Origin of the sequence: Paeniglutamicibacter sp. NPDC012692 (assembly GCF_042901625.1) — a bacterium.
In the GTDB taxonomy this organism is placed as follows: domain Bacteria; phylum Actinomycetota; class Actinomycetes; order Actinomycetales; family Micrococcaceae; genus Paeniglutamicibacter.
The window spans coordinates 1,274,031-1,291,053 of sequence record NZ_JBIBDE010000001.1 but is presented as its reverse complement, the minus strand read 5'-3'; the positions used below and the strand labels follow the sequence as shown (position 1 = coordinate 1,291,053).

The window sequence follows — 17,023 nt, the reverse complement described above, 5'->3', positions numbered from 1 at the left end:
ATCCGGCGGCCCTGCCTTAGGCCACGGGCTCGACCTGGATTGCAACACGCTGATCGCCGATGCGGGTGAGAACCAGGGTGGCCTTTTTCTTGGCGCCCTTTCCGGAACCGGCAAGGAGCACCTTGCGCAACTCTTCCGGGGTGACGTCCATGCCGCGCTTCTTGATGTCCAGAACGCCGATCTTTTCCGCCTTGACCCAGGCCCTCAGGTTCTTGACGTGGTACGGCCGGACTTCGAGCACCTTGTATGCCTTGGCCAACGGCGTCTGGACAAAGGAGTCGGTTCCGAAATAGGCGATATGCGGGTCGAGAAGGTGCCCTCCGGTGATCTTGAGCAGTTCATCGATGAGCCCCGCGCGGATGACGGCGCCGTCCGGCTCGTAGATGTACTCCGGGATGGGGCCGACCGGCACATCGCCGCGGAGGGCGGCGTCCGGATCGAAATCGTTGGCACTGGTGATTTCGTTGGCACCGTGCTCGCTGATGACGAGGGCGGCCCGGCGGATGCCGGGGCGTGCAAGCTTGCCGAACCACAGGGCGGCTTCCGTGACATCCCCGTTGACCGAGACCCATTGGGCTTCGCAATTGGCGGGAATGGCGTCGTGGGGGAGGCCCGGCCCCATCTTCACGCCAACGGCCAACCCCCGGTCGGCCAGGTTCTCCACGAACGACAGCGGAGGGCTGAACGCCTCGGGATCAAAGATCCGTGAGGTGCCCGAGGTGTCGGTGGTGCGGCGCGCGGGGTCCAGCCACACCCCGTCGAATCCGGTCAGGTCGAATGACGTCGCATCCGCGTTGACCACCCGGGCGTTTGGCCACGGCATGAGGTTGAGGGTCGTTGCTGCGGCCGTGGTTTCATCGAGTTCGACCGCGGTCACATCAATTTCCGCGCTGGCCAGCGCCAAGGAATCCGCGCCGATGCCGCAACCGAGGTCGGCGACCTTCTTGATGCCGGCTCGTGTGTAGCGCTGGGCATGCAAACCGGCAATGTTCAGCCGAGTGGCTTGTTCCAGGCCGGCCTGCGTGAAGACCATGCTGTCGGCAAACGGCCCGAATTTCGCCCTGGCCTTGAAGCGCAACTGGCTCTGCTGGACGACGGCTGTGGCCAACTCCGCCGGGTGCCCGGCTTTCCGAAGGCTAAGGTTCAGTTGAAAAGCAGCTTCGTTCGTGCCGGCCGACGACGGGTCGACGGAATTCAACAGCTCCCATCCTGTGGACGTCAACAGGATTGCAAGCTGGGAACTAGGTACATCGGAACTGTTGGAAGACATGCGCTTAAGCCTAGCCGCTCGGGCGGCTGAGCCGTGGCGTGAACCTCAATCTTCGGCGGCCGGCCCGGAGTTCCGAGGCACCCGGGTCAAGCCGGAATCGGCTAGTGCGGCAGCAGGTGGCGCAGCGGCCATTCCTGGCCCTCGAGAATGACCTGTGCACAATACCCGGTGCCGGCGTTGACCAAGAGGGGGGCGAGCAGGTTCACCGTCGGTTGGCTGTCGGTTGTGTTGACGATGACCAGGACGCTGTTGTCCCCGGGCGCTGGGTCTCCAACCAAGGCCATCTGCTCGTTGGTGAACACCGGGTCATAATCGGCAAGGTGGATTGCGGCGTCCAGCACAAAGAACCGCAGCTCCGGCGCCTGTGCTGAAACCAGGGAGTAAAGCCCGATTGCGCCCTCAACTGCGTCCAAGGACAGAGTTGTAGCCGTCGGAAAACCCGGAAGCGGAACAACCGGAACCAGCGCGCGGCTCATCGCAGGAAATCCATCAACGATGGCTGCAGCGTGCGAGCCGCTGCGGAAAGAGCTGCCTGGTAGCCCAGTTCCTGGGTCTTGAGCTGAAGGGCAACCGACCCCAAATCAATGTCCTCAATGAGGCTGCGCTGCGATTCCAGCGACACTGCGTCGCCCAACAGCGACTCGTCCGCCGCGAGCACGGCGGCATGACTGGCGCCGATAGTTGAATGCACCCCAAGTGCGTTCTGCATGAATTTATCTACTTCCGCTATTCGGTTACCGATATTGGTCCCACCGCGCAAATCGGCAACTATGTTGTTCACCAACGCAAAAACGCTGGCGTTTCCTTCACCAAAAAGGTCCGCGCCCTCTACGTCGACGCGAATGCTGGAGTTGGTTCCGATGCGTCGCTCAACGACGCCGGTATTGCCGGATCCGGAAAAGTTGTAGCCCGCGTCCACCGCCGTTGACGCGTCGGAGGTGCCGGCAAAAATGTGGCGTCCGGTGAATTCGGTGTTGGCCACAGCAATCAGCGAATCGTGCAGCTGTTCGAGTTCCAGCGCGATGGCTTCCCTGGCATTCGGGTCCAGGGCGCCGCTGTTGGCGCCCTTCACCGTGGCGTCACGCAGCTGCTGGAGCAGATCCGTGGTCGTGCTCAGGGCTTTGTCGGCCGTGGACAGCCAGCCGTTGGCATCCTGTACGTTGCGCATGAGCTGGTCGTTCTGGCGCTGCTGGGCCCGGATGGCCATGGCATTTGCAGTGCCGCTGGGATCGTCGCTCGGACGCCCGATTTCCTTTTGGGTTCCAGCCTTGTTTTGCACCGTGGCCAGGCGGTTCATGGCCACCTGCAGATTGCGTTCCGTCGTGGCGTTCAGCGACGCCGTGGTAATTCTCATCATGATCCTTGTTACCTATCGTCCAACGAGTCCGGTGCGGTTGATGAGTGTGTCCAGCATTTCATCGACGGCAGTCATCACGCGTGCTGCCCCCTGGAATGCATGCTGGTGAGCCAGCAAGGCGACGTTTTCTTCATCGAGGGAGACCGCCGACACGGAGTGTTGGGCGGCCTGGGCGCTGGCGGCCGAAACCGCCGTGGACACGGCCTGCTGTGCTTCCGACTTGGTTGCAACACCGATCTTGATCACCATGTTCGCCCACAGTGCGTCGGGGCCATCCTTGGATTTGCCCAACTGGGCCATGGCCGAGGCGTTGGACCCGTCCAAGGCTCCGCCGCCGGCAATGCCCGTGGCCAGGTCCTTTGGACCTGTTGCGATCACCTTGATCGACGAGGCAGGGTTGGCGGGGTCGAAACTGAAGAAGTCCTGCCCCTGGAGACCGTCAACCGTGACTCCATTGGACTGGACGTCGTTGACGCGCGTTGCAAGTTCCATGGCGATGGTGTTCAACGACTTGGCCGATTCGGCAAGGGCACCACCGGTGCCGGACGCGTTGGCAGGTGCAAGGATGGAAATTACCCCCGCGATTCGACCGGATTCAAGGCCTATCGAATCGCCGGGACGGTGGGCCCACTGCAGCGCCGGGGCGATTCCGTCGTCCATCGACAGTCCTCCGGTGACTTCGACGGGTCGAACCGTGTCTCCGCTAACCAGGGCGTTTCCACCAATCAGCACGTCAGTTGTTCCGTCCGGGGACTCGCGAACCGTGGCTCCGGTAAGTTCCGCGATGCGGTCGCTGAGTAGCGCGCGCTGGTCAAGTAGGGCGTTGGGCGTGCCTCCGGCTGCAATCGACGAGCGAATCTGGCCGTTCAGGTCCGAGATCGCCGTGGCGGCCGCGTTGACTTCGCTGGCCATCGTGTCGAGACTCTGCCTTTGTGCAGCCCATTGGGTTGAGATCTCCGAGTGCGAGACAGCGATCCGATCGGCCACGGCCTTTGCCCGTTCCAGCAGGACGGATGCCGGGGAAGTCGCACCGGGTTGGCTGGCGACATCTTCCCATCCAGCCCAAAAGTCGTTGAGCAACGCGGAAAGCCCGTTTTCACCGGGTTCGCGGAGGACTCCTTCAAGGTTGGAAAGGCCCTCGGCGCGCACGTCGGACTGCGAGGCAAAGGCCAATGTCCCTCGGACGCGGGCCTCCAGATGCGCGTCGGAAAGCCGTGCAATGCCAGTAAGCGCAACGCCTTGTCCCACGCCGTTACGAGAAGTGAGATGCCCTGTATGTGCAAGGGACCCGACGGAAACAAAGTCGGCGCGCTGGCGCGTGTATCCCTTTGTACCCACGTTGGCCAAGTTGTTGCCGGCCGTTTCCATTGCCAAGCGTGCCGCATTCAGGCCTGTCATGGCGGTATTCAGGCCACTGAACGTGCTCACAGGGACTCCTTATAGATTGGTGTCGATGATGTGTGCCCCGACGTGTTGCGTCGAGGATGAGCCCTTGGGCCCATAAAGCGATGAGTCCTCACCCAAGGTGGCAAGTGTCTCTTGCGTCGAGCGATATGCCGCACGCAGGTACTGCTCGTTTGCGTCTCGAAGGCTGGCTATTTCGGTGCTAGTGGACCGCAAGGCACCAAGGTGTGCCGTGAAGATGTCCTTCCACGGGCCCTCTGGTGCCGAATCGATAATCTCCGCCAGCGACGAATCGTCGGCAAGTCCCCAGGCATTTGCAACGCCTACAGCTTCCACTGCGCGGGCCAAACCCGCAGCATGGACCTTTTCCAGAACACTTTCAATTTCTCGGGTTGCCAGGTCTATCCAACGCGATTTTCCTGCCACAAGCAGCAAATGCTGCTCTTCCAATTTGAATTGAAGCAGTTCGAGTAATTCGCGTTCTTTCCATAACAGCACCGAAAGCTCATTGGTTCCCATGGATGTTTTCCTCCCAAAGCTCTAGGCACCCCAATAATTCCCCAGTTGTTTGACACTATCGGTTCCATATCGACACGCGTTAGCCAAAATAACCCCACAAAGTGGAATTTGCCGCTAATATCTCATGTGGCGAGGTTCTTTGGGGAGAAATAGCCAGTTGGCCAGTGACAATACGCACCGGCCTGGGACCCTCTCTAAGCGGTAAGGAACGCCCCCAGTGGATCAAGAAGCACGCAACCTGTTGGTTGTTGAGAATTTGCCGCTTGTTGGTTATCTCGCGGCTGAAATGTGCGCAAAAGCGACGCACCTTTCCCGCGAAGATCTTGCTTCAGTTGGCGCCATTGCCTTGATTACGGCTGCCGAGGCATTCGACCCAGCGGTTGGCGTCCCGTTCGGCGCCTATGCCCGTCGACGCATCGTTGGCGCCTTCGCGGATGACATGCGTTCCAACGACTGGGCAACACGAGGTGCGCGCAAGCGCATCACTGAAACCCGCACCATCCAAGCAACCTTGACCGCGGCCATGGGACGAACTCCCACAGTTGCCGAACTTTCAGAAGCCATGGGCACCGACCAGGAATCAACAATCGCCGCGCTCACGGATTCTGCGCGCACGGTCGTTGGCATCGATGATGCGATGAACGATTATCTGAGCTCGAACAATCTCACGCCTGAAGAATCCGTCCTCGAAGTCGAGCACGTTCAGGTCGTGCGTGAAGCGGTGGCGGCGTTGCCGGAGAACCTGCGTGTAGTCATTGAGCGCATTTACTTCCAGGGATCCACCGTCAAGGAATTGGCAGTCGAAATGGGAATCACCCATTCGGCCGTGTCTCAGCGCCGAACCACTGCCATGAAGTTGCTGCAAGAGGGATTGCAGAGGAACTACATGCCCGAGGCGACACCGGTGGCTACCGAAGCCTTGACTCGAGCTGCAGCGCAGCGACGGGACTCCTACCTGTATGAGTTCCAGGAACGGGCTGCCGGGGGAATCACCCGACCGGCGGATACCGCCGAGTATTTGGTGCCTGCTGTTTAGCGACCCTCCCAAGAATTTTTCGGAAACCGCTAACCCGAAGTTGATGACTGCCGATAGTCGGTGATTGAGGTCCATGGATGGACCTTGGTAACCAAACCCGTCTCACGGAGGAATTCAACATGGGTATGCAGATCAACACCAACATTTCGGCGCTCAACGCTCACCGAAACCTGTCCAACACGCAGAACGACCTGTCGAAGTCGCTCGAGAAGCTCTCCAGCGGCCTTCGCATCAACCGTGCGGCCGATGACGCTGCAGGCTTGGCCATCTCCGAAGGCCTGCGTTCGCAGGTCAACGGTCTGGGTGTCGCAGCACGTAACGCCCAGGACGGCATCTCTGTCATCCAGACCGCTGAAGGCGCACTGACCGAGGTTCACTCGATCCTGCAGCGCGTTCGCGACCTGGCCGTCCAGGCCGGCAACGACTCGAACAACGCTGACTCCCGCGCTGCAATCAAGGGCGAATCGGACGCATTGGCCGACGAACTGACCCGTATCAGCGGAACCACGAACTTCAACGGAATCAACCTGTTGGACGGTTCCGCAAACCTGACCTTCCAGGTTGGTGCCGGTTCCACCGCTGCCAATGACCAGATCGCGGTCGACCTGTCCGCTGCCGACATCGCCGCACTGGGAACCACCATCAAGGCGCTGACGTTCGACACGGCTGCCAACGCCCTGACGAGCGTCGGTTCTGTTGATACCGAAATCACTGCGATCTCCACCCAGCGCGCCAACATCGGTGCCGTGCAGAACCGCTTTGAATCGGCAATCAACTCGCTGAACGTATCGCGCGAGAACCTCTCTGCTGCAGAGTCCCGCATTCGCGACGTCGACATGGCCGGAGAAATGGTCAAGTTCACCGCCAAGAACATCCTGTCCCAGGCCGGTACCGCCATGCTCGCGCAGGCAAACCAGTCCACCCAGGGCGTCCTGTCGCTGCTCCGCTAGAAACTCTGGCACGGACTAGCAAGATCGTTTTCTATACCCGGATTCCGAGTTGGCATACCCCCAAGCTGCCAACAGGCCAGTCTGTGGTTTAGGAAACGCAAAGCATGACACAAGGATCTCCCGTGGCATCAGCGCAGCACGAAGTGCGCTCTTGCCGCGGGAGATTCTCGGTATACACCCAAGACTGAAGAAGCGGAGACGGCATGGGCCTGTCACTCGATGGACTCGCCAGCGGACTAGACACCGCGGCGCTGATCAAATCACTCATGCAGGTTGAAGCGATTCCGCAAAACATCCTGAAGAACAAGGTCAAGTCGACCCAGACCATGGTCGGTGCCCTGCAAGCGCTGAACACCAAGGTCGCCGACCTGGCCACCCTTGCCAAGAAGCTGGCAAAGCCGGACTCCCTCCAGCTCTTCACCACATCCAGCAGCTCCGATGGCGTCAAGGCAACCGCCGGGGCAGGCGCCAGCCCCGGCTCACTGGATGTCACGGTCACCAAGCTCGCTCAAAGCCAGATCCATGTATCGGGTCCGGTGACTGAATGGACCAGCTCGAATTTCAGCATCAAGGCAGCCGACGGAACCGAAACCGCCATCGCGGCCAATTCGAATTCCCTCGACGACGTCATCAAGGCGGTCAATGCGTCGGACGCCGGCGTCAAGGCCGTCAAGGTCGCAACAGGCGACGGCAAGTTCCGTGTGCAGTTCTCGGCAACGGAAACCGGCGCCAAGAATGCATTCACGGTCCTCAACCAGGACGGCACCAATGCTCCGCTCACGGAGATTCGTGCGGCTCAAGACGCCGAGCTCAAGCTTTGGGCAGGAACCGGCGCGGAACAAGTCGTCAGCTCCGCAACCAATACGTTCGCGTCGCTGCTCCCGGGCGTAGACGTCACGGTTTCCAAGACATCGACGGAGCCCGCAACGGTTTCGGTCGCCCGGGATACGAAGGCCACCTCCGACGCCGCTTCGGAATTGGTGACTTCACTCAACGACCTTTTCAAGTTCATTGCCGCAAACTCGGCAGTCGCCAGTGGCGCCGGCGGCGCGACGTCCGCCAAGATCTTCACGGGCGACAGCACGGCCCGAGATGTCAAGAAGCTGGTCATGGATGCAGTGGTCTTGCCAATCGATGGAAAGTCCCCATCGGAAATCGGCATCTCGATCACCAAGGACGGCAAGCTGGAATTCAACGCCGAGAAGTTTGCAAAGGTTCTGGCCGAGGACCCCGCCCGCATCGAATCCGTGGTGCAAACCGTCGCCTCACGCGTATCAACCGTCACCTCGAACCTGTCCGACAAATACGACGGCACAATCACTACGCGCATCAAGGGCCAGGAATCCTTGGTTTCCCGGTTGGACGCTCAGGTTCTGGATTGGGATCGACGGCTTTCCACTCGCGAAGCCACACTGAAGCGAACCTATTCCGCGCTGGAAGTGCAGTTGAGCAAGCTCAATTCCCAGCAGTCCTACATGTCCTCGCAGCTTAGCTCCCTGAACACGGGAGCCCAGGGCAAATGATGATGAACCCGGCCCAGAAACGCGCACAGCTGAACCGCGAGGCAATCCTCTCGGCCAGCCCGGCACGCCTGCTGACGATGCTCTTTGACCGCTTGCTGCTTGACCTGAATCGTGCCGAGGCGGCGCAGCAGGCACAGGATTGGATTGCCGCCTCCGACAACCTCGTGCATGCCCAGGACATCATCGCCGAGCTGGTTTCCTCGCTGAACACGGAATCATGGGACGGAGCCCCGGGCCTGCAAGGCCTCTACGCTTTCGCGACCCAAACGTTGGTCAATGCAAATATCCGCCGCGATCCGGCACTGACTCGCCAGGCAATTTCCCTGCTGGAGCCACTGCGGCAGGCGTGGCACGAGGCTGCTGCCGTTCCGGCGGCGACTCCCGCGATCGATGGCGGTACGTTCGTTGGCTAACAACGCCACTCTCAGCACGGCCGAAGAAGCCTGGGTTGAAGTTCTGGAACAAATGGAAGACGAACTGGCCCGGTTGCGCCGATGCGCACTGGACAGCGAAGAGCTTTTTGAGTTGCCCACAAGCTGGAGCCCTCCGGAAAATGTAGGTCCGCTGCCCGAGGCTCTGGCGCCACGTGCACAGGCAGTCTTCACGGAAATGCAGGAACTTTCCGTGGTCCTCAAGGACCGCCGGGATGAAACCGCGCGGCAATTGCGCGCGATCGATTCGGTCCCTCGGTCGGGGAGTCCCACTGCCGTTTACATCGATCTGCTTGGATAGCCATAAATAACTAACGGCTAGTTGTTTTTGGCCGATTGTCTAACTTGAGAGCACGGATTGCTCGCATCCCTTTGTGCCCAAGGATGGGCCGCATTACGATCCTGGAGCAACTAGTCGTGTTCGATTCCGTGACGTCTTTGGCGCTGGAAAGCGCTTTGGATGGCCTGGCGCTGCGTCAGCGTGCCATTGCAAACAACATTGCAAACGTCAACACCCCCGGCTACCACGCCCGCCGGGTCGAATTTGAATCCGCGCTTGCCAAATCCGTGTCACGCGGTGACGGAAAAAGTGCGGCGACCACGGCGACGTCGCTGGAACCCACCCGGCTCGACGGCTCGAATGTCAACATCGATACGGAGACCCTGTCCAACATCGACACGGTGCTGCGCTTCCAGTTCGCGACACAGGCGGCATCCGGCCCATTCAACAGCATCCGCACCGCTCTGAGGAGCAACTAATGCCTGACGCAATCGGAATAGCCGGCACGGCACTGACAGTTCACCGCAAGTGGTTGGACGCCGTCTCGGACAACCTTGCCAACGTCAACACCGCGACCGCCACGAGCAGCGAGGCCTTCCGTGCCCGCTACATCGTGGCGCAGGCCAGCGGCGACCAGCAGGGAGTGTTCGTCTCGGGTGCAGAATTCGGCAGCGCCGAAGGCCGCATCGTGCATGAGCCAAATCATCCGCTGGCGGATGCCGAAGGAAATGTTCGTTACCCGGACATCGACATGGCTGAACAAATGGGTGCCCTCATCATGGCGCAGCGCGGCTACCAAGTGAACGCCGCAGTCGTCGACCGCGCCAAGGAAACTTACCAGGCCGCACTCCAGATCGGACGCAACTAATGCCCATCAACATTGCCCCTGTCACCGGAGTAGCCGCAACCACGGCCACCGGATTCGTCCAACAGACTGCAAAGGCCGGCACGGACGGTTCTGCCTTCGCCAACGCCCTCGGCGGCGCCGTGAACGAAGTCCAAAGTTTGCAGGGAATCTCAAACGACCTTTCCATCAAGGCCGTCACCGGGGACCTGACCGACATCCACGCCGCGACGCTTGCGTCCACTCGCGCCTCATTGGCCGTGGAAATGGTGTCAACCTTCCGCAACCGCGGGGTTGAAGCCTTCAACGAGATCATGAGGATGCAAGCCTGATGGCCAATGTTCCCGCACCGCTGGGCAAGATGATGGACACCGTGCGTGGGTTCACCGTGGCCCAACGCACGATCATGATCATTGGCGTTGCCATCTTGGTCATGGGCGCCGTTGCCCTCAGCACTTTTCTGAGCCAGCCGAAAATGACACCGCTGTTCTCGGGGCTTGCCCCCGAGGACGCCGCGGGCATCGTGGAACAGCTCAAGTCCGACGGTGTGTCCTATGAGCTCACCGGAGGCGGCGGAACCATCCTGGTTCCCGAAGGCAGCGTCTACGAAGCCCGGCTCAAGGCAGCCGCCTCGGGTCTGCCCAGCTCGGGAACCAGCGGTTATTCCCTGCTTGACCAGATGGGTGTCACCTCCAGCGAATTCCAGCAGAGCGTCACCTACAAGCGTGCCTTGGAAGGCGAGCTCGCCAACACGATCCAAGCCATGGACGGCGTAAAGCTGGCCTCGGTGAAATTGGCGATTCCGGAACAGACGGTCTTCGTTGATTCAAAGACCAACCCCACGGCCTCGATCTTTGTCGAAACCAAGCCGGGAGTCACGCTCAGCCGTGACCAAGTCCAGTCAGTTGTCCACCTGACCTCTGCGGCGGTTGACGGGCTGAAGCCAGATGATGTCTCTGTCGTTGACTCCGCGGGCAACTTGCTCTCCGCAGCGGGCGTCGGATTGACCGGGGGAGTGAACCAACAAACGTCCGACTACGAAACCCGTGTCGCGAGCTCCATCCAGGGAATGCTCGACCGCGTGGTGGGTCCCGGCAACGCAACAGTCGCCGTGGCTGCCGAAATGAGCAAGGAATCCGCCGAACGCACCGAGGAAACCTTCACCGACCCCAAGGGCTCACCGGCACTTGTCGAATCGGAAAAGAAGGAAGACTACAAGGGCAACGGCAACGGAGGTCCGGCCGCCGGCGTCCTTGGCCCCGACAACATCGCCGTACCCAACGGAACCAACGGCACCGGCACGTTCACCTCAACGGACAACCAACGGACCAACGCCGTCAACAAGGTCACCGAGAACCGCACGATCCCGGCCGGCACCTTGCAGCGTCAGACCATTTCGGTTGCACTGAGCGACAAGGCAGCCCAGGGCCTGAGCATTCCCCAGCTCACCCAGATGATCAGCAACGCCGCGGGAGTCGACACGAACCGCAACGACCAGGTCAGCGTCTCGGTCGTGCCATTCAACACGGACGCCGCAACCGCAGCCCAAAACCAGCTGGCCGCGGCGGACGCAGCCGAAACCGCCGCGCGCAACGCGGCCCTGATGCGCACGCTGATCATTGCAGGTGTCGTCGCCCTGGCCCTGATCCTGATTGCCGCCTACGCACTCTATGTGCGTCGCAACAAGCAGAACCGCGAACCCATCGACCTCGGTGAATTGCGCGATTACCCGTCGCTCTCGGCGGTGCCCATGGAAACCCCGAACCCGGAGACCGTTGCCCTGACCCAGGTGGTGCTGCCGCCGCCGGTGGCGACCTTCCCCATCTCGCACAACGTAAAACGCGAAGAACTATCGGCACTGGCGGCCAGCGACCCGGCAAAAATGGCCGAGTACCTGCGCACCGTCATGGATGATCGGAAGCACGAATGAAAGCGCTAGGCCCCGGCGGGACTGCGATGCTCAGTGGCACCCAAAAAGTCGCAATCGTGCTCATGCAGATGGAGAAGGAACACGCCGCCGAAGTCATGAAGCAGTTCACCGAATTCGAGGCAGATGAAATCGCCGGCGAATTGGTGCGCCTTCGCCGCGTTGATGCCGCCACAGTGGAAGACACCATCCACGAGATCCACGAACTTGCCACGTCCGGCCGGCTGAATGCCCGCGGCGGACGCGAAATGGCCGTGGGTCTGCTGGAAGCATCCTTCGGCAGCGACAAGGCAAACACCGTCATGGACAGGCTCTCGTCCTCCCTGGCCGGGATGACCTTCGAGTTCCTCGACAGCGCGGATCCCGCGCAGATCGTGGCGTTGCTCGACGGCGAACTTCCGCAAACCACGGCACTTGTGGTTGCCCACCTGCGCCCGGAAATCGGGTCGGCGGTGCTCGCCAGCTTCGAATCGCCCCTCCGCACGGACATTGCGCGGGCACTGGCCACCATGGGAACGGCGTCCCCCGAGGCCGTGCGCGTGGTCGCCGAAGCCCTGAAGAAGCGCACGGGTGCCGTCATGACTCCGCGCGAACCGGTCGAGGCCGTCGGCGGAATCCAGCCGCTGGTTGAGATCCTGAACCGTTCGGATGTCGCGATCGAAAAGGACCTTCTGCAGTCCCTGGAACAGCGCGACCCGCAGCTGGCCGAGGAAGTGCGTTCGCGCATGCTCTCCTTCACCGACCTGGTGAAGTTCGACCGCAAGGATGTCCAGCGGGTACTTCGCGGCATCAACCCGGCTGTCCTGGCCTTCGCGCTCAAGGGCGCCGGCAACGCGGTCGAGGCGACCATCCGGGAGAACATCTCGGACCGCACCAAGGAAGTCCTGGACGCCGAGATTGCATCGATGGGCCGGGTACGCGTTTCGCAGGTCGAGGAAGCGCGCGCGGATATCGTCCGTGCCATCCGTGAACTGGAAACCACTGGTGAGATAACGATCCAGCGTGGCGACGAAGATGACTTTGTCCTCTGAGACGGTTGGCACCGGGGTGCCGGCGTTCGAACCCGCGCAATTCAGCGAATTGAACACGGCGGAAAACGTCAAACGCCACGAGACCATGTCCCAGACGCATGGCTACGCCACCGGCTATGCCACTGGCATCCGCGCGGCCGAATCGGTGGCGCGCGAGCAGCGCGAACGGCTCGCCCGGGCGCACGCCGCGGCCGAGGCCGCACGGGCAGCCGAACACGCACTGGCGATCGACGCCTTGCGGGCAGCCGCCCGGGCGCTGGACGCCAGGACGGTGCCCGTGCTGGATGCCGCCTCCACCGTCTTGGCTGAAGCCGCCGTGCTCCTGGCCCAGAAGGTCATCGGCAAGGAACTGTCGAACGACGCTTTTGGCGCCAAGGCGGCCCTCGACAGGGCCCTGACGGGCATCGAGGCAAGCACCGTGCGCGAAGTGCGGATGAACCCGCATGACCTGGCATTGCTGGGACTTTCGCACGTCCCCGGCACCACGATCAAGCTTGCCGCCGATGCCACGCTGGCCCGTGGCGACGCCATGACCGCGTTTGACGAGGGGTTCCTTGATGCCCGGATCTCCACGGCGTTCGAACGCGCCGCGATGGTCTTGCGGGGCGAGTCCTGATGGCAACGGGCGGACTCGCCTGGCCAGCGCTGGATGCTGCCTTGCTGGCCGCCGATCCGGTACGCGTCGGTGTGGTCAGTTCCGTGGTGGGGCTTGGGCTTGAAGTGGCGGGCCTGAACGCGCCACTGGGGACGGTGCTGGAGATCGGTCCGCAGAAGGTCGCGGCCGAGGTTGTTGCCGCCCGCCGCGAGACCCTTCACTGCATGCCGCTGGGCGAGCTGGAAAAGATCAGCGTCGGGGATTTGGTCAGCAGCAGCGGCCACGGCGCGCAGATTCCCACCGGAACCGGACTCCTTGGCCGGGTGCTGGACGGACTGGGCAAGCCCATCGACGGCAAGGGGCCGCTGGGGGAGCACTCCATGGTTCCCATGGAGCACGAAACCCCTGCAGCACTTGAACGCAGCCGCATCACCGCCCCGCTTCAGCTCGGGGTCCGTGTCATGGACACGCTCACCGCGGTGGGGGCGGGGCAGCGCATCGGCCTATTTGCAGGTTCGGGCGTCGGCAAGTCTTCATTGCTGTCGATGATTGCCCGCGGAGCCTCCGCCCAGATCAACGTCATTGCCCTGGTGGGCGAGCGCGGCCGCGAAGTCCGGGAGTTCCTCGAAGAGGACCTGGGCCCCGAGGGGCTCGCCCGTTCCATCGTTGTCGTTTCCACTGCCGATGAACCCGCGCGCATGCGATTGCGTGCCGCATTCGTTGCAACCCGAATTGCCGAGTCCTTCCGCTCATCCGGTGCACAGGTGCTGCTGATGATGGACTCGCTGACCCGCGTGGCAATGGCCCAACGCGAAATCGGGCTTTCCGCCGGGGAACCGCCGGCGACGCGCGGCTACCCGCCCTCCACCTTTTCCCTGCTGGCCAGGCTCCTGGAACGCGCGGGCAGCGATGCCCACGGGTCGATCACGGGCATCTACACGGTCCTGGTGGACGGCGACGACCACAACGAGCCCATCGCCGATGCAACCCGGTCGTTGCTGGACGGGCACATTGTGCTTGACCGCAAATTGGCGGTCTCCGGGCACTTTCCCTCGATCGATGCGCTGGCATCCGTCTCGCGTGTCGCGAACCGGGTCACCACGCGGGACCAGGCGCAGGCCGCGGCGGGCCTGCGTCGTGTCCTCGCGGCCCGGCGTTCGGTCCAGGACCTCTTGGACGTCGGCGCCTACCAGCGCGGAAGCAACCCGCTGGCGGACGCCGCCGTGGACCACGAACATGCGATCAACAACTTCTTGCGCCAGCGACTGGAAGAGCCCGTCTCGGGCGAACAGTCCTGGGCCGAACTGACAAACCTGCTGCTTACCTTGGGAGTGAACTAAATGGGTAGGACTTTTCCCCTGTCGGGGCTGCTTCGCCTGCGCGAGCTCCAGGAAAGCAAGGCCGCCGGCGAGCTGGCGGCCGCCAACAAGGCCCTGCGTGGCGGCAAGACCGCGATCAGGAACGTGCAGGAAGCCGCGGGAGCCGGCGAAGAGTACCCGGTGGACTCGGCAACGATGTTGGCCGTTGCCGCATCGCGCGCCTCAACGAGTGGGATGCTGCTGGAGCTCAATGCCCTGGTCGAAACCCTGAACGAGACGGCGCAGTCCGCGGGATTCGAACACCAGCGGGCCCGGGCCGAGGTCAAGGCCCTGGAGAAGCTTGCCAACAGGCACGCATCGGCCCTTCGGCTTGAGGACCTGGGCCGTGAACAAGCCCTGCTTGATGATTTGGGCTCGGCCCGATCACTGGGAAGGAACGCATAGTGAGTTTCAGCGAGATGGCATCGCGCATTGGTTCCATCCAAGGAACCCTTGCCACGGTCAGCGGCGCCGTGGCAACCGAACCTGCCGTCCCACGGACCGTCCAAGCCGTGAATGCGCCTGCGTCGCTCGGCCTGAACCAGGGCGGATCGGGCACGATCAGCTCCGGCGTGACCGCATCGGCGGACTTCACCCAGCTCCTGCAGGAGGCCCTGGATCCGGCCCGCACGGCGCTGTCGGAGCCCAAGGGATTGTCGGGCGATGCAACAAGTTCCCCGCGGATTGAAACAGGCAAGAACGCCGTCAACCAAGTGGACGAAGCACCAATCGCGCGGGACGGGAAGACCGACGGCAGCGACGTCGTGCGGGAGGCACGCAAGTACCTGGGTGTTCCCTACGTGTGGGGAGGGAACAATCCCGACATCGGTCTGGACTGTTCCTCGTTTGTCCAGCACACCTTCCGGGATCTCGGCATCAAGCTCCCGCGTGTTGCCCGCGACCAAGCGAAGGAAGGCACGGAGGTTCCCTCGCTGGCCCAGGCCAAGCCGGGCGACCTGATCGTCACCCGCGGTGGCGGCCACATCGGCATCTACCTGGGCGACAACAAGATGATCCATGCCCCACGCCCCGGGGAAACCGTCAGCATTCGCAAACTATTTGAAACGGATGCACAGATCATGACAATCCGGCGCATTGTCCCGGCAGAATCCACCAACCAAGTGGCGACCAAGACCGTCGCCGGGCCGTCGGTGAGGGACTCGGCAGCACAGGCTGCAGGGTTCACCGCATCGGCACAGCGTGCATTGTTTGACTCGGTGGTGAGGAGCGCGTGATTCCCTTGCTTCTGGGCGCACAGCCCGCACAAAACACGGCGCAGCCGACGAAGGCCGGCTCCGGCGACTCCGCCAACGCCTTCGAGGACCTCTTGGCCTCGATACTTCCTGCCGGGCAAGACACGGCAAGCGCGCTGGACGACACGGTCGCGGAGCCCGAGACCGCCGAGCACGATGCGGCCGGGACGGGCGGCGGCGTGTTTGTCGATCAGCAGATCCAGGCGCGGTTGACGGTGCCCATGCCGGGCATCGTCCCGGTCGAGGCAGAAACGCCGACGATCGTCGACCCGGCAACCTCGGTGAAGCTCGGGGCCGCGGCACCCGGTGAATCGGACATTCCGCCGTTCCTGCTCGAAGCCCCGGACCTGGGAACACCCGCCCCCGCGATTCCACCCGTGGCAGTGTCCTCAGCCGACGCGACGGCCGGATCGACCGAGGCTGCCGTAACCAATCCAGGCGTGATGTCGCTTGCCGGCGGTGTCGCGCCGGACACCCAGGCAAACACTGGCGGGAACGGCAAACAGGCAGCCGACGAGGTTGAAGCCCCGGCAACGGTGTCCGTGGATGAGACCCCGGTCGATGCGCAGGGACCCGCTGTCGAGCTCGAGGCCCTTCCCGCCGGCCCTGCTTCCGAAGGCACGCCGTCCCCGGTGGCGCCATCGCCCGGGTTCCAGGTTCCGGTGTCCCACAATGCGGCACCGGCCCCACGACCGGAGGCCCTGCTTGGGCTCGGCGCCGTCTCCGGCGGCAGAACGATCGCCGTGGAAAACGTGGTTTCCCGCGAACCCCAGGCGCCGCCGATCAACCGGCAGCTGGTGGGCCCGATCGCCTCGCTGGCTTCCGGCCCGCACGGGGAACGCACGCTCAGCGTCAACATTGCCCCCGAAGCGCTGGGTCCCGTCACGGTGAAGGCCCACCTCGGCCACGAGGGGCTGAGGGTCGAGCTGACGGCCCCCACCGAGGCCGGGCGCGAGGCACTGCGTGCCATGCTTCCGGAGCTTCGCCGGGACCTCGCGGCAACAGGTGCGGGAACGGTGAGCATCGGCACCGCGACCGACGCCGGAAACGGTGCCGGGACATACTCGGGGGGAGGGCAGGCCTCGATGGCCAACGACCAACGCTTCGGCGGCGGCGCCGCGACCGCCGCGGTTCCGGGACGGCAGCAGGGCGAGGAAACCTCGCAGCTTCCCGCCCAGGAAGCCCGGCCGTCCGCACACGCTTCATCCCACCTCGACGTGATGGCTTAGGAAGGAATCGACCACC

General features: G+C 62.8%; 20 protein-coding genes. 15 read left to right on the top strand and 5 right to left on the bottom strand.

The window, feature by feature from the left end:
- Positions 1-16: 16 nt before the first annotated feature.
- From ACFY5D_RS05930 to ACFY5D_RS05910, 5 genes are all read right to left on the bottom strand, one after another.
- Positions 17-1,270 carry a methyltransferase gene (locus tag ACFY5D_RS05930; RefSeq protein WP_387526358.1) on the bottom strand — a complete coding sequence of 418 codons (1,254 nt, stop codon included), beginning with the start codon at positions 1,268-1,270 and terminating at the stop codon, positions 17-19.
- Between the two features lie 101 nt (positions 1,271-1,371).
- Entirely contained in the window at positions 1,372-1,746 is a 375-nt protein-coding gene (locus ACFY5D_RS05925) for a flagellar assembly protein FliW (protein WP_387526355.1), read from the bottom strand.
- Positions 1,743-2,627 (bottom strand): flagellar hook-associated protein FlgL, encoded by an 885-nt coding sequence (gene flgL / locus ACFY5D_RS05920; RefSeq protein WP_387526352.1) that lies wholly within the window; start codon positions 2,625-2,627, stop codon positions 1,743-1,745. Before flgL ends, ACFY5D_RS05925 begins: the two co-directional genes overlap by 4 nt.
- Positions 2,628-2,639: 12 nt before the next feature.
- Positions 2,640-4,055, bottom strand: coding sequence for a flagellar hook-associated protein FlgK (flgK, locus tag ACFY5D_RS05915; protein ID WP_387526349.1), 1,416 nt, complete (start codon positions 4,053-4,055; stop codon positions 2,640-2,642).
- Between the two features lie 9 nt (positions 4,056-4,064).
- Positions 4,065-4,550, bottom strand: coding sequence for a flagellar protein FlgN (locus ACFY5D_RS05910; protein WP_387526346.1), 486 nt, complete (start codon positions 4,548-4,550; stop codon positions 4,065-4,067).
- 217 nt (positions 4,551-4,767) lie between these two features.
- On the opposite strand from ACFY5D_RS05910, the gene ACFY5D_RS05905 reads away from it, so the two are divergent.
- The 15 genes from ACFY5D_RS05905 to ACFY5D_RS05835 all read left to right on the top strand — a co-directional run bounded on the left by ACFY5D_RS05905 (position 4,768) and on the right by ACFY5D_RS05835 (position 17,007).
- A complete protein-coding gene (locus ACFY5D_RS05905; protein ID WP_387526343.1) occupies positions 4,768-5,586 on the top strand; it encodes a sigma-70 family RNA polymerase sigma factor in 819 nt (272 codons plus the stop codon).
- A 119-nt stretch (positions 5,587-5,705) separates the two neighbouring features.
- Complete coding sequence (locus ACFY5D_RS05900) at positions 5,706-6,536, top strand: flagellin (protein ID WP_387526340.1); 831 nt, start codon at positions 5,706-5,708, stop codon at positions 6,534-6,536.
- Positions 6,537-6,739: 203 nt separating this feature from the next.
- Entirely contained in the window at positions 6,740-8,059 is a 1,320-nt protein-coding gene (fliD, locus tag ACFY5D_RS05895; RefSeq protein WP_387526337.1) for a flagellar filament capping protein FliD, read from the top strand.
- Complete coding sequence (gene fliS / locus ACFY5D_RS05890; RefSeq protein ID WP_387526334.1) at positions 8,056-8,472, top strand: flagellar export chaperone FliS; 417 nt, start codon at positions 8,056-8,058, stop codon at positions 8,470-8,472. The genes fliD and fliS overlap by 4 nt, the downstream gene beginning before the upstream one ends.
- Positions 8,465-8,791: a hypothetical protein gene (locus tag ACFY5D_RS05885; protein WP_387526332.1), complete on the top strand. Its 327-nt coding sequence runs from the start codon at positions 8,465-8,467 to the stop codon at positions 8,789-8,791. The genes fliS and ACFY5D_RS05885 overlap by 8 nt, the downstream gene beginning before the upstream one ends.
- Positions 8,792-8,907: 116 nt before the next feature.
- On the top strand, positions 8,908-9,249 hold the full coding sequence (gene flgB / locus ACFY5D_RS05880) for a flagellar basal body rod protein FlgB (protein WP_387527590.1): 342 nt from the start codon (positions 8,908-8,910) through the stop codon (positions 9,247-9,249).
- The gene (locus ACFY5D_RS05875; protein ID WP_387526329.1) at positions 9,249-9,638 is read left to right on the top strand and encodes a flagellar basal body rod protein FlgC; all 390 of its coding nucleotides are present in this window, start codon (positions 9,249-9,251) and stop codon (positions 9,636-9,638) included. The genes flgB and ACFY5D_RS05875 overlap by 1 nt, the downstream gene beginning before the upstream one ends.
- On the top strand, positions 9,638-9,946 hold the full coding sequence (locus tag ACFY5D_RS05870; protein WP_387526326.1) for a flagellar hook-basal body complex protein FliE: 309 nt from the start codon (positions 9,638-9,640) through the stop codon (positions 9,944-9,946). Before ACFY5D_RS05875 ends, ACFY5D_RS05870 begins: the two co-directional genes overlap by 1 nt.
- A complete protein-coding gene (fliF, locus tag ACFY5D_RS05865) occupies positions 9,946-11,544 on the top strand; it encodes a flagellar basal-body MS-ring/collar protein FliF (protein ID WP_387526323.1) in 1,599 nt (532 codons plus the stop codon). Before ACFY5D_RS05870 ends, fliF begins: the two co-directional genes overlap by 1 nt.
- Positions 11,541-12,572, top strand: a complete 1,032-nt coding sequence (fliG, locus tag ACFY5D_RS05860) for a flagellar motor switch protein FliG (RefSeq protein WP_387526320.1) — start codon at positions 11,541-11,543, stop codon at positions 12,570-12,572. The genes fliF and fliG overlap by 4 nt, the downstream gene beginning before the upstream one ends.
- Positions 12,556-13,188: a FliH/SctL family protein gene (locus ACFY5D_RS05855; protein WP_387526317.1), complete on the top strand. Its 633-nt coding sequence runs from the start codon at positions 12,556-12,558 to the stop codon at positions 13,186-13,188. Before fliG ends, ACFY5D_RS05855 begins: the two co-directional genes overlap by 17 nt.
- Positions 13,188-14,507 carry a FliI/YscN family ATPase gene (locus ACFY5D_RS05850; RefSeq protein WP_387526315.1) on the top strand — a complete coding sequence of 440 codons (1,320 nt, stop codon included), beginning with the start codon at positions 13,188-13,190 and terminating at the stop codon, positions 14,505-14,507. Before ACFY5D_RS05855 ends, ACFY5D_RS05850 begins: the two co-directional genes overlap by 1 nt.
- The gene (locus ACFY5D_RS05845) at positions 14,508-14,930 is read left to right on the top strand and encodes a flagellar export protein FliJ (RefSeq protein ID WP_387526312.1); all 423 of its coding nucleotides are present in this window, start codon (positions 14,508-14,510) and stop codon (positions 14,928-14,930) included. It begins immediately after the preceding gene.
- On the top strand, positions 14,930-15,760 hold the full coding sequence (locus ACFY5D_RS05840; RefSeq protein WP_387526309.1) for a C40 family peptidase: 831 nt from the start codon (positions 14,930-14,932) through the stop codon (positions 15,758-15,760). The genes ACFY5D_RS05845 and ACFY5D_RS05840 overlap by 1 nt, the downstream gene beginning before the upstream one ends.
- Positions 15,757-17,007 carry a flagellar hook-length control protein FliK gene (locus ACFY5D_RS05835; RefSeq protein ID WP_387526306.1) on the top strand — a complete coding sequence of 417 codons (1,251 nt, stop codon included), beginning with the start codon at positions 15,757-15,759 and terminating at the stop codon, positions 17,005-17,007. The genes ACFY5D_RS05840 and ACFY5D_RS05835 overlap by 4 nt, the downstream gene beginning before the upstream one ends.
- The last annotated feature ends 16 nt before the right edge of the window (positions 17,008-17,023 follow it).

What these genes read in the sequence shown, in the direction of transcription:
- ACFY5D_RS05910 (WP_387526346.1), bottom strand. Translation starts at nt 4,550, where the DNA reads ATGGGAACCAATGAGCTTTCGGTGCTGTTATGGAAAGAACGCGAATTA.
- fliS (WP_387526334.1), top strand. Translation starts at nt 8,056, where the DNA reads ATGATGATGAACCCGGCCCAGAAACGCGCACAGCTGAACCGCGAGGCA.
- ACFY5D_RS05850 (WP_387526315.1), top strand. Translation starts at nt 13,188, where the DNA reads ATGGCAACGGGCGGACTCGCCTGGCCAGCGCTGGATGCTGCCTTGCTG.
- fliF (WP_387526323.1), top strand. Translation starts at nt 9,946, where the DNA reads ATGGCCAATGTTCCCGCACCGCTGGGCAAGATGATGGACACCGTGCGT.
- fliD (WP_387526337.1), top strand. Translation starts at nt 6,740, where the DNA reads ATGGGCCTGTCACTCGATGGACTCGCCAGCGGACTAGACACCGCGGCG.
- flgL (WP_387526352.1), bottom strand. Translation starts at nt 2,627, where the DNA reads ATGATGAGAATTACCACGGCGTCGCTGAACGCCACGACGGAACGCAAT.
- ACFY5D_RS05925 (WP_387526355.1), bottom strand. Translation starts at nt 1,746, where the DNA reads ATGAGCCGCGCGCTGGTTCCGGTTGTTCCGCTTCCGGGTTTTCCGACG.
- ACFY5D_RS05875 (WP_387526329.1), top strand. Translation starts at nt 9,249, where the DNA reads ATGCCTGACGCAATCGGAATAGCCGGCACGGCACTGACAGTTCACCGC.
- ACFY5D_RS05845 (WP_387526312.1), top strand. Translation starts at nt 14,508, where the DNA reads ATGGGTAGGACTTTTCCCCTGTCGGGGCTGCTTCGCCTGCGCGAGCTC.
- ACFY5D_RS05930 (WP_387526358.1), bottom strand. Translation starts at nt 1,270, where the DNA reads ATGTCTTCCAACAGTTCCGATGTACCTAGTTCCCAGCTTGCAATCCTG.
- ACFY5D_RS05870 (WP_387526326.1), top strand. Translation starts at nt 9,638, where the DNA reads ATGCCCATCAACATTGCCCCTGTCACCGGAGTAGCCGCAACCACGGCC.
- ACFY5D_RS05900 (WP_387526340.1), top strand. Translation starts at nt 5,706, where the DNA reads ATGGGTATGCAGATCAACACCAACATTTCGGCGCTCAACGCTCACCGA.
- fliG (WP_387526320.1), top strand. Translation starts at nt 11,541, where the DNA reads ATGAAAGCGCTAGGCCCCGGCGGGACTGCGATGCTCAGTGGCACCCAA.
- ACFY5D_RS05855 (WP_387526317.1), top strand. Translation starts at nt 12,556, where the DNA reads ATGACTTTGTCCTCTGAGACGGTTGGCACCGGGGTGCCGGCGTTCGAA.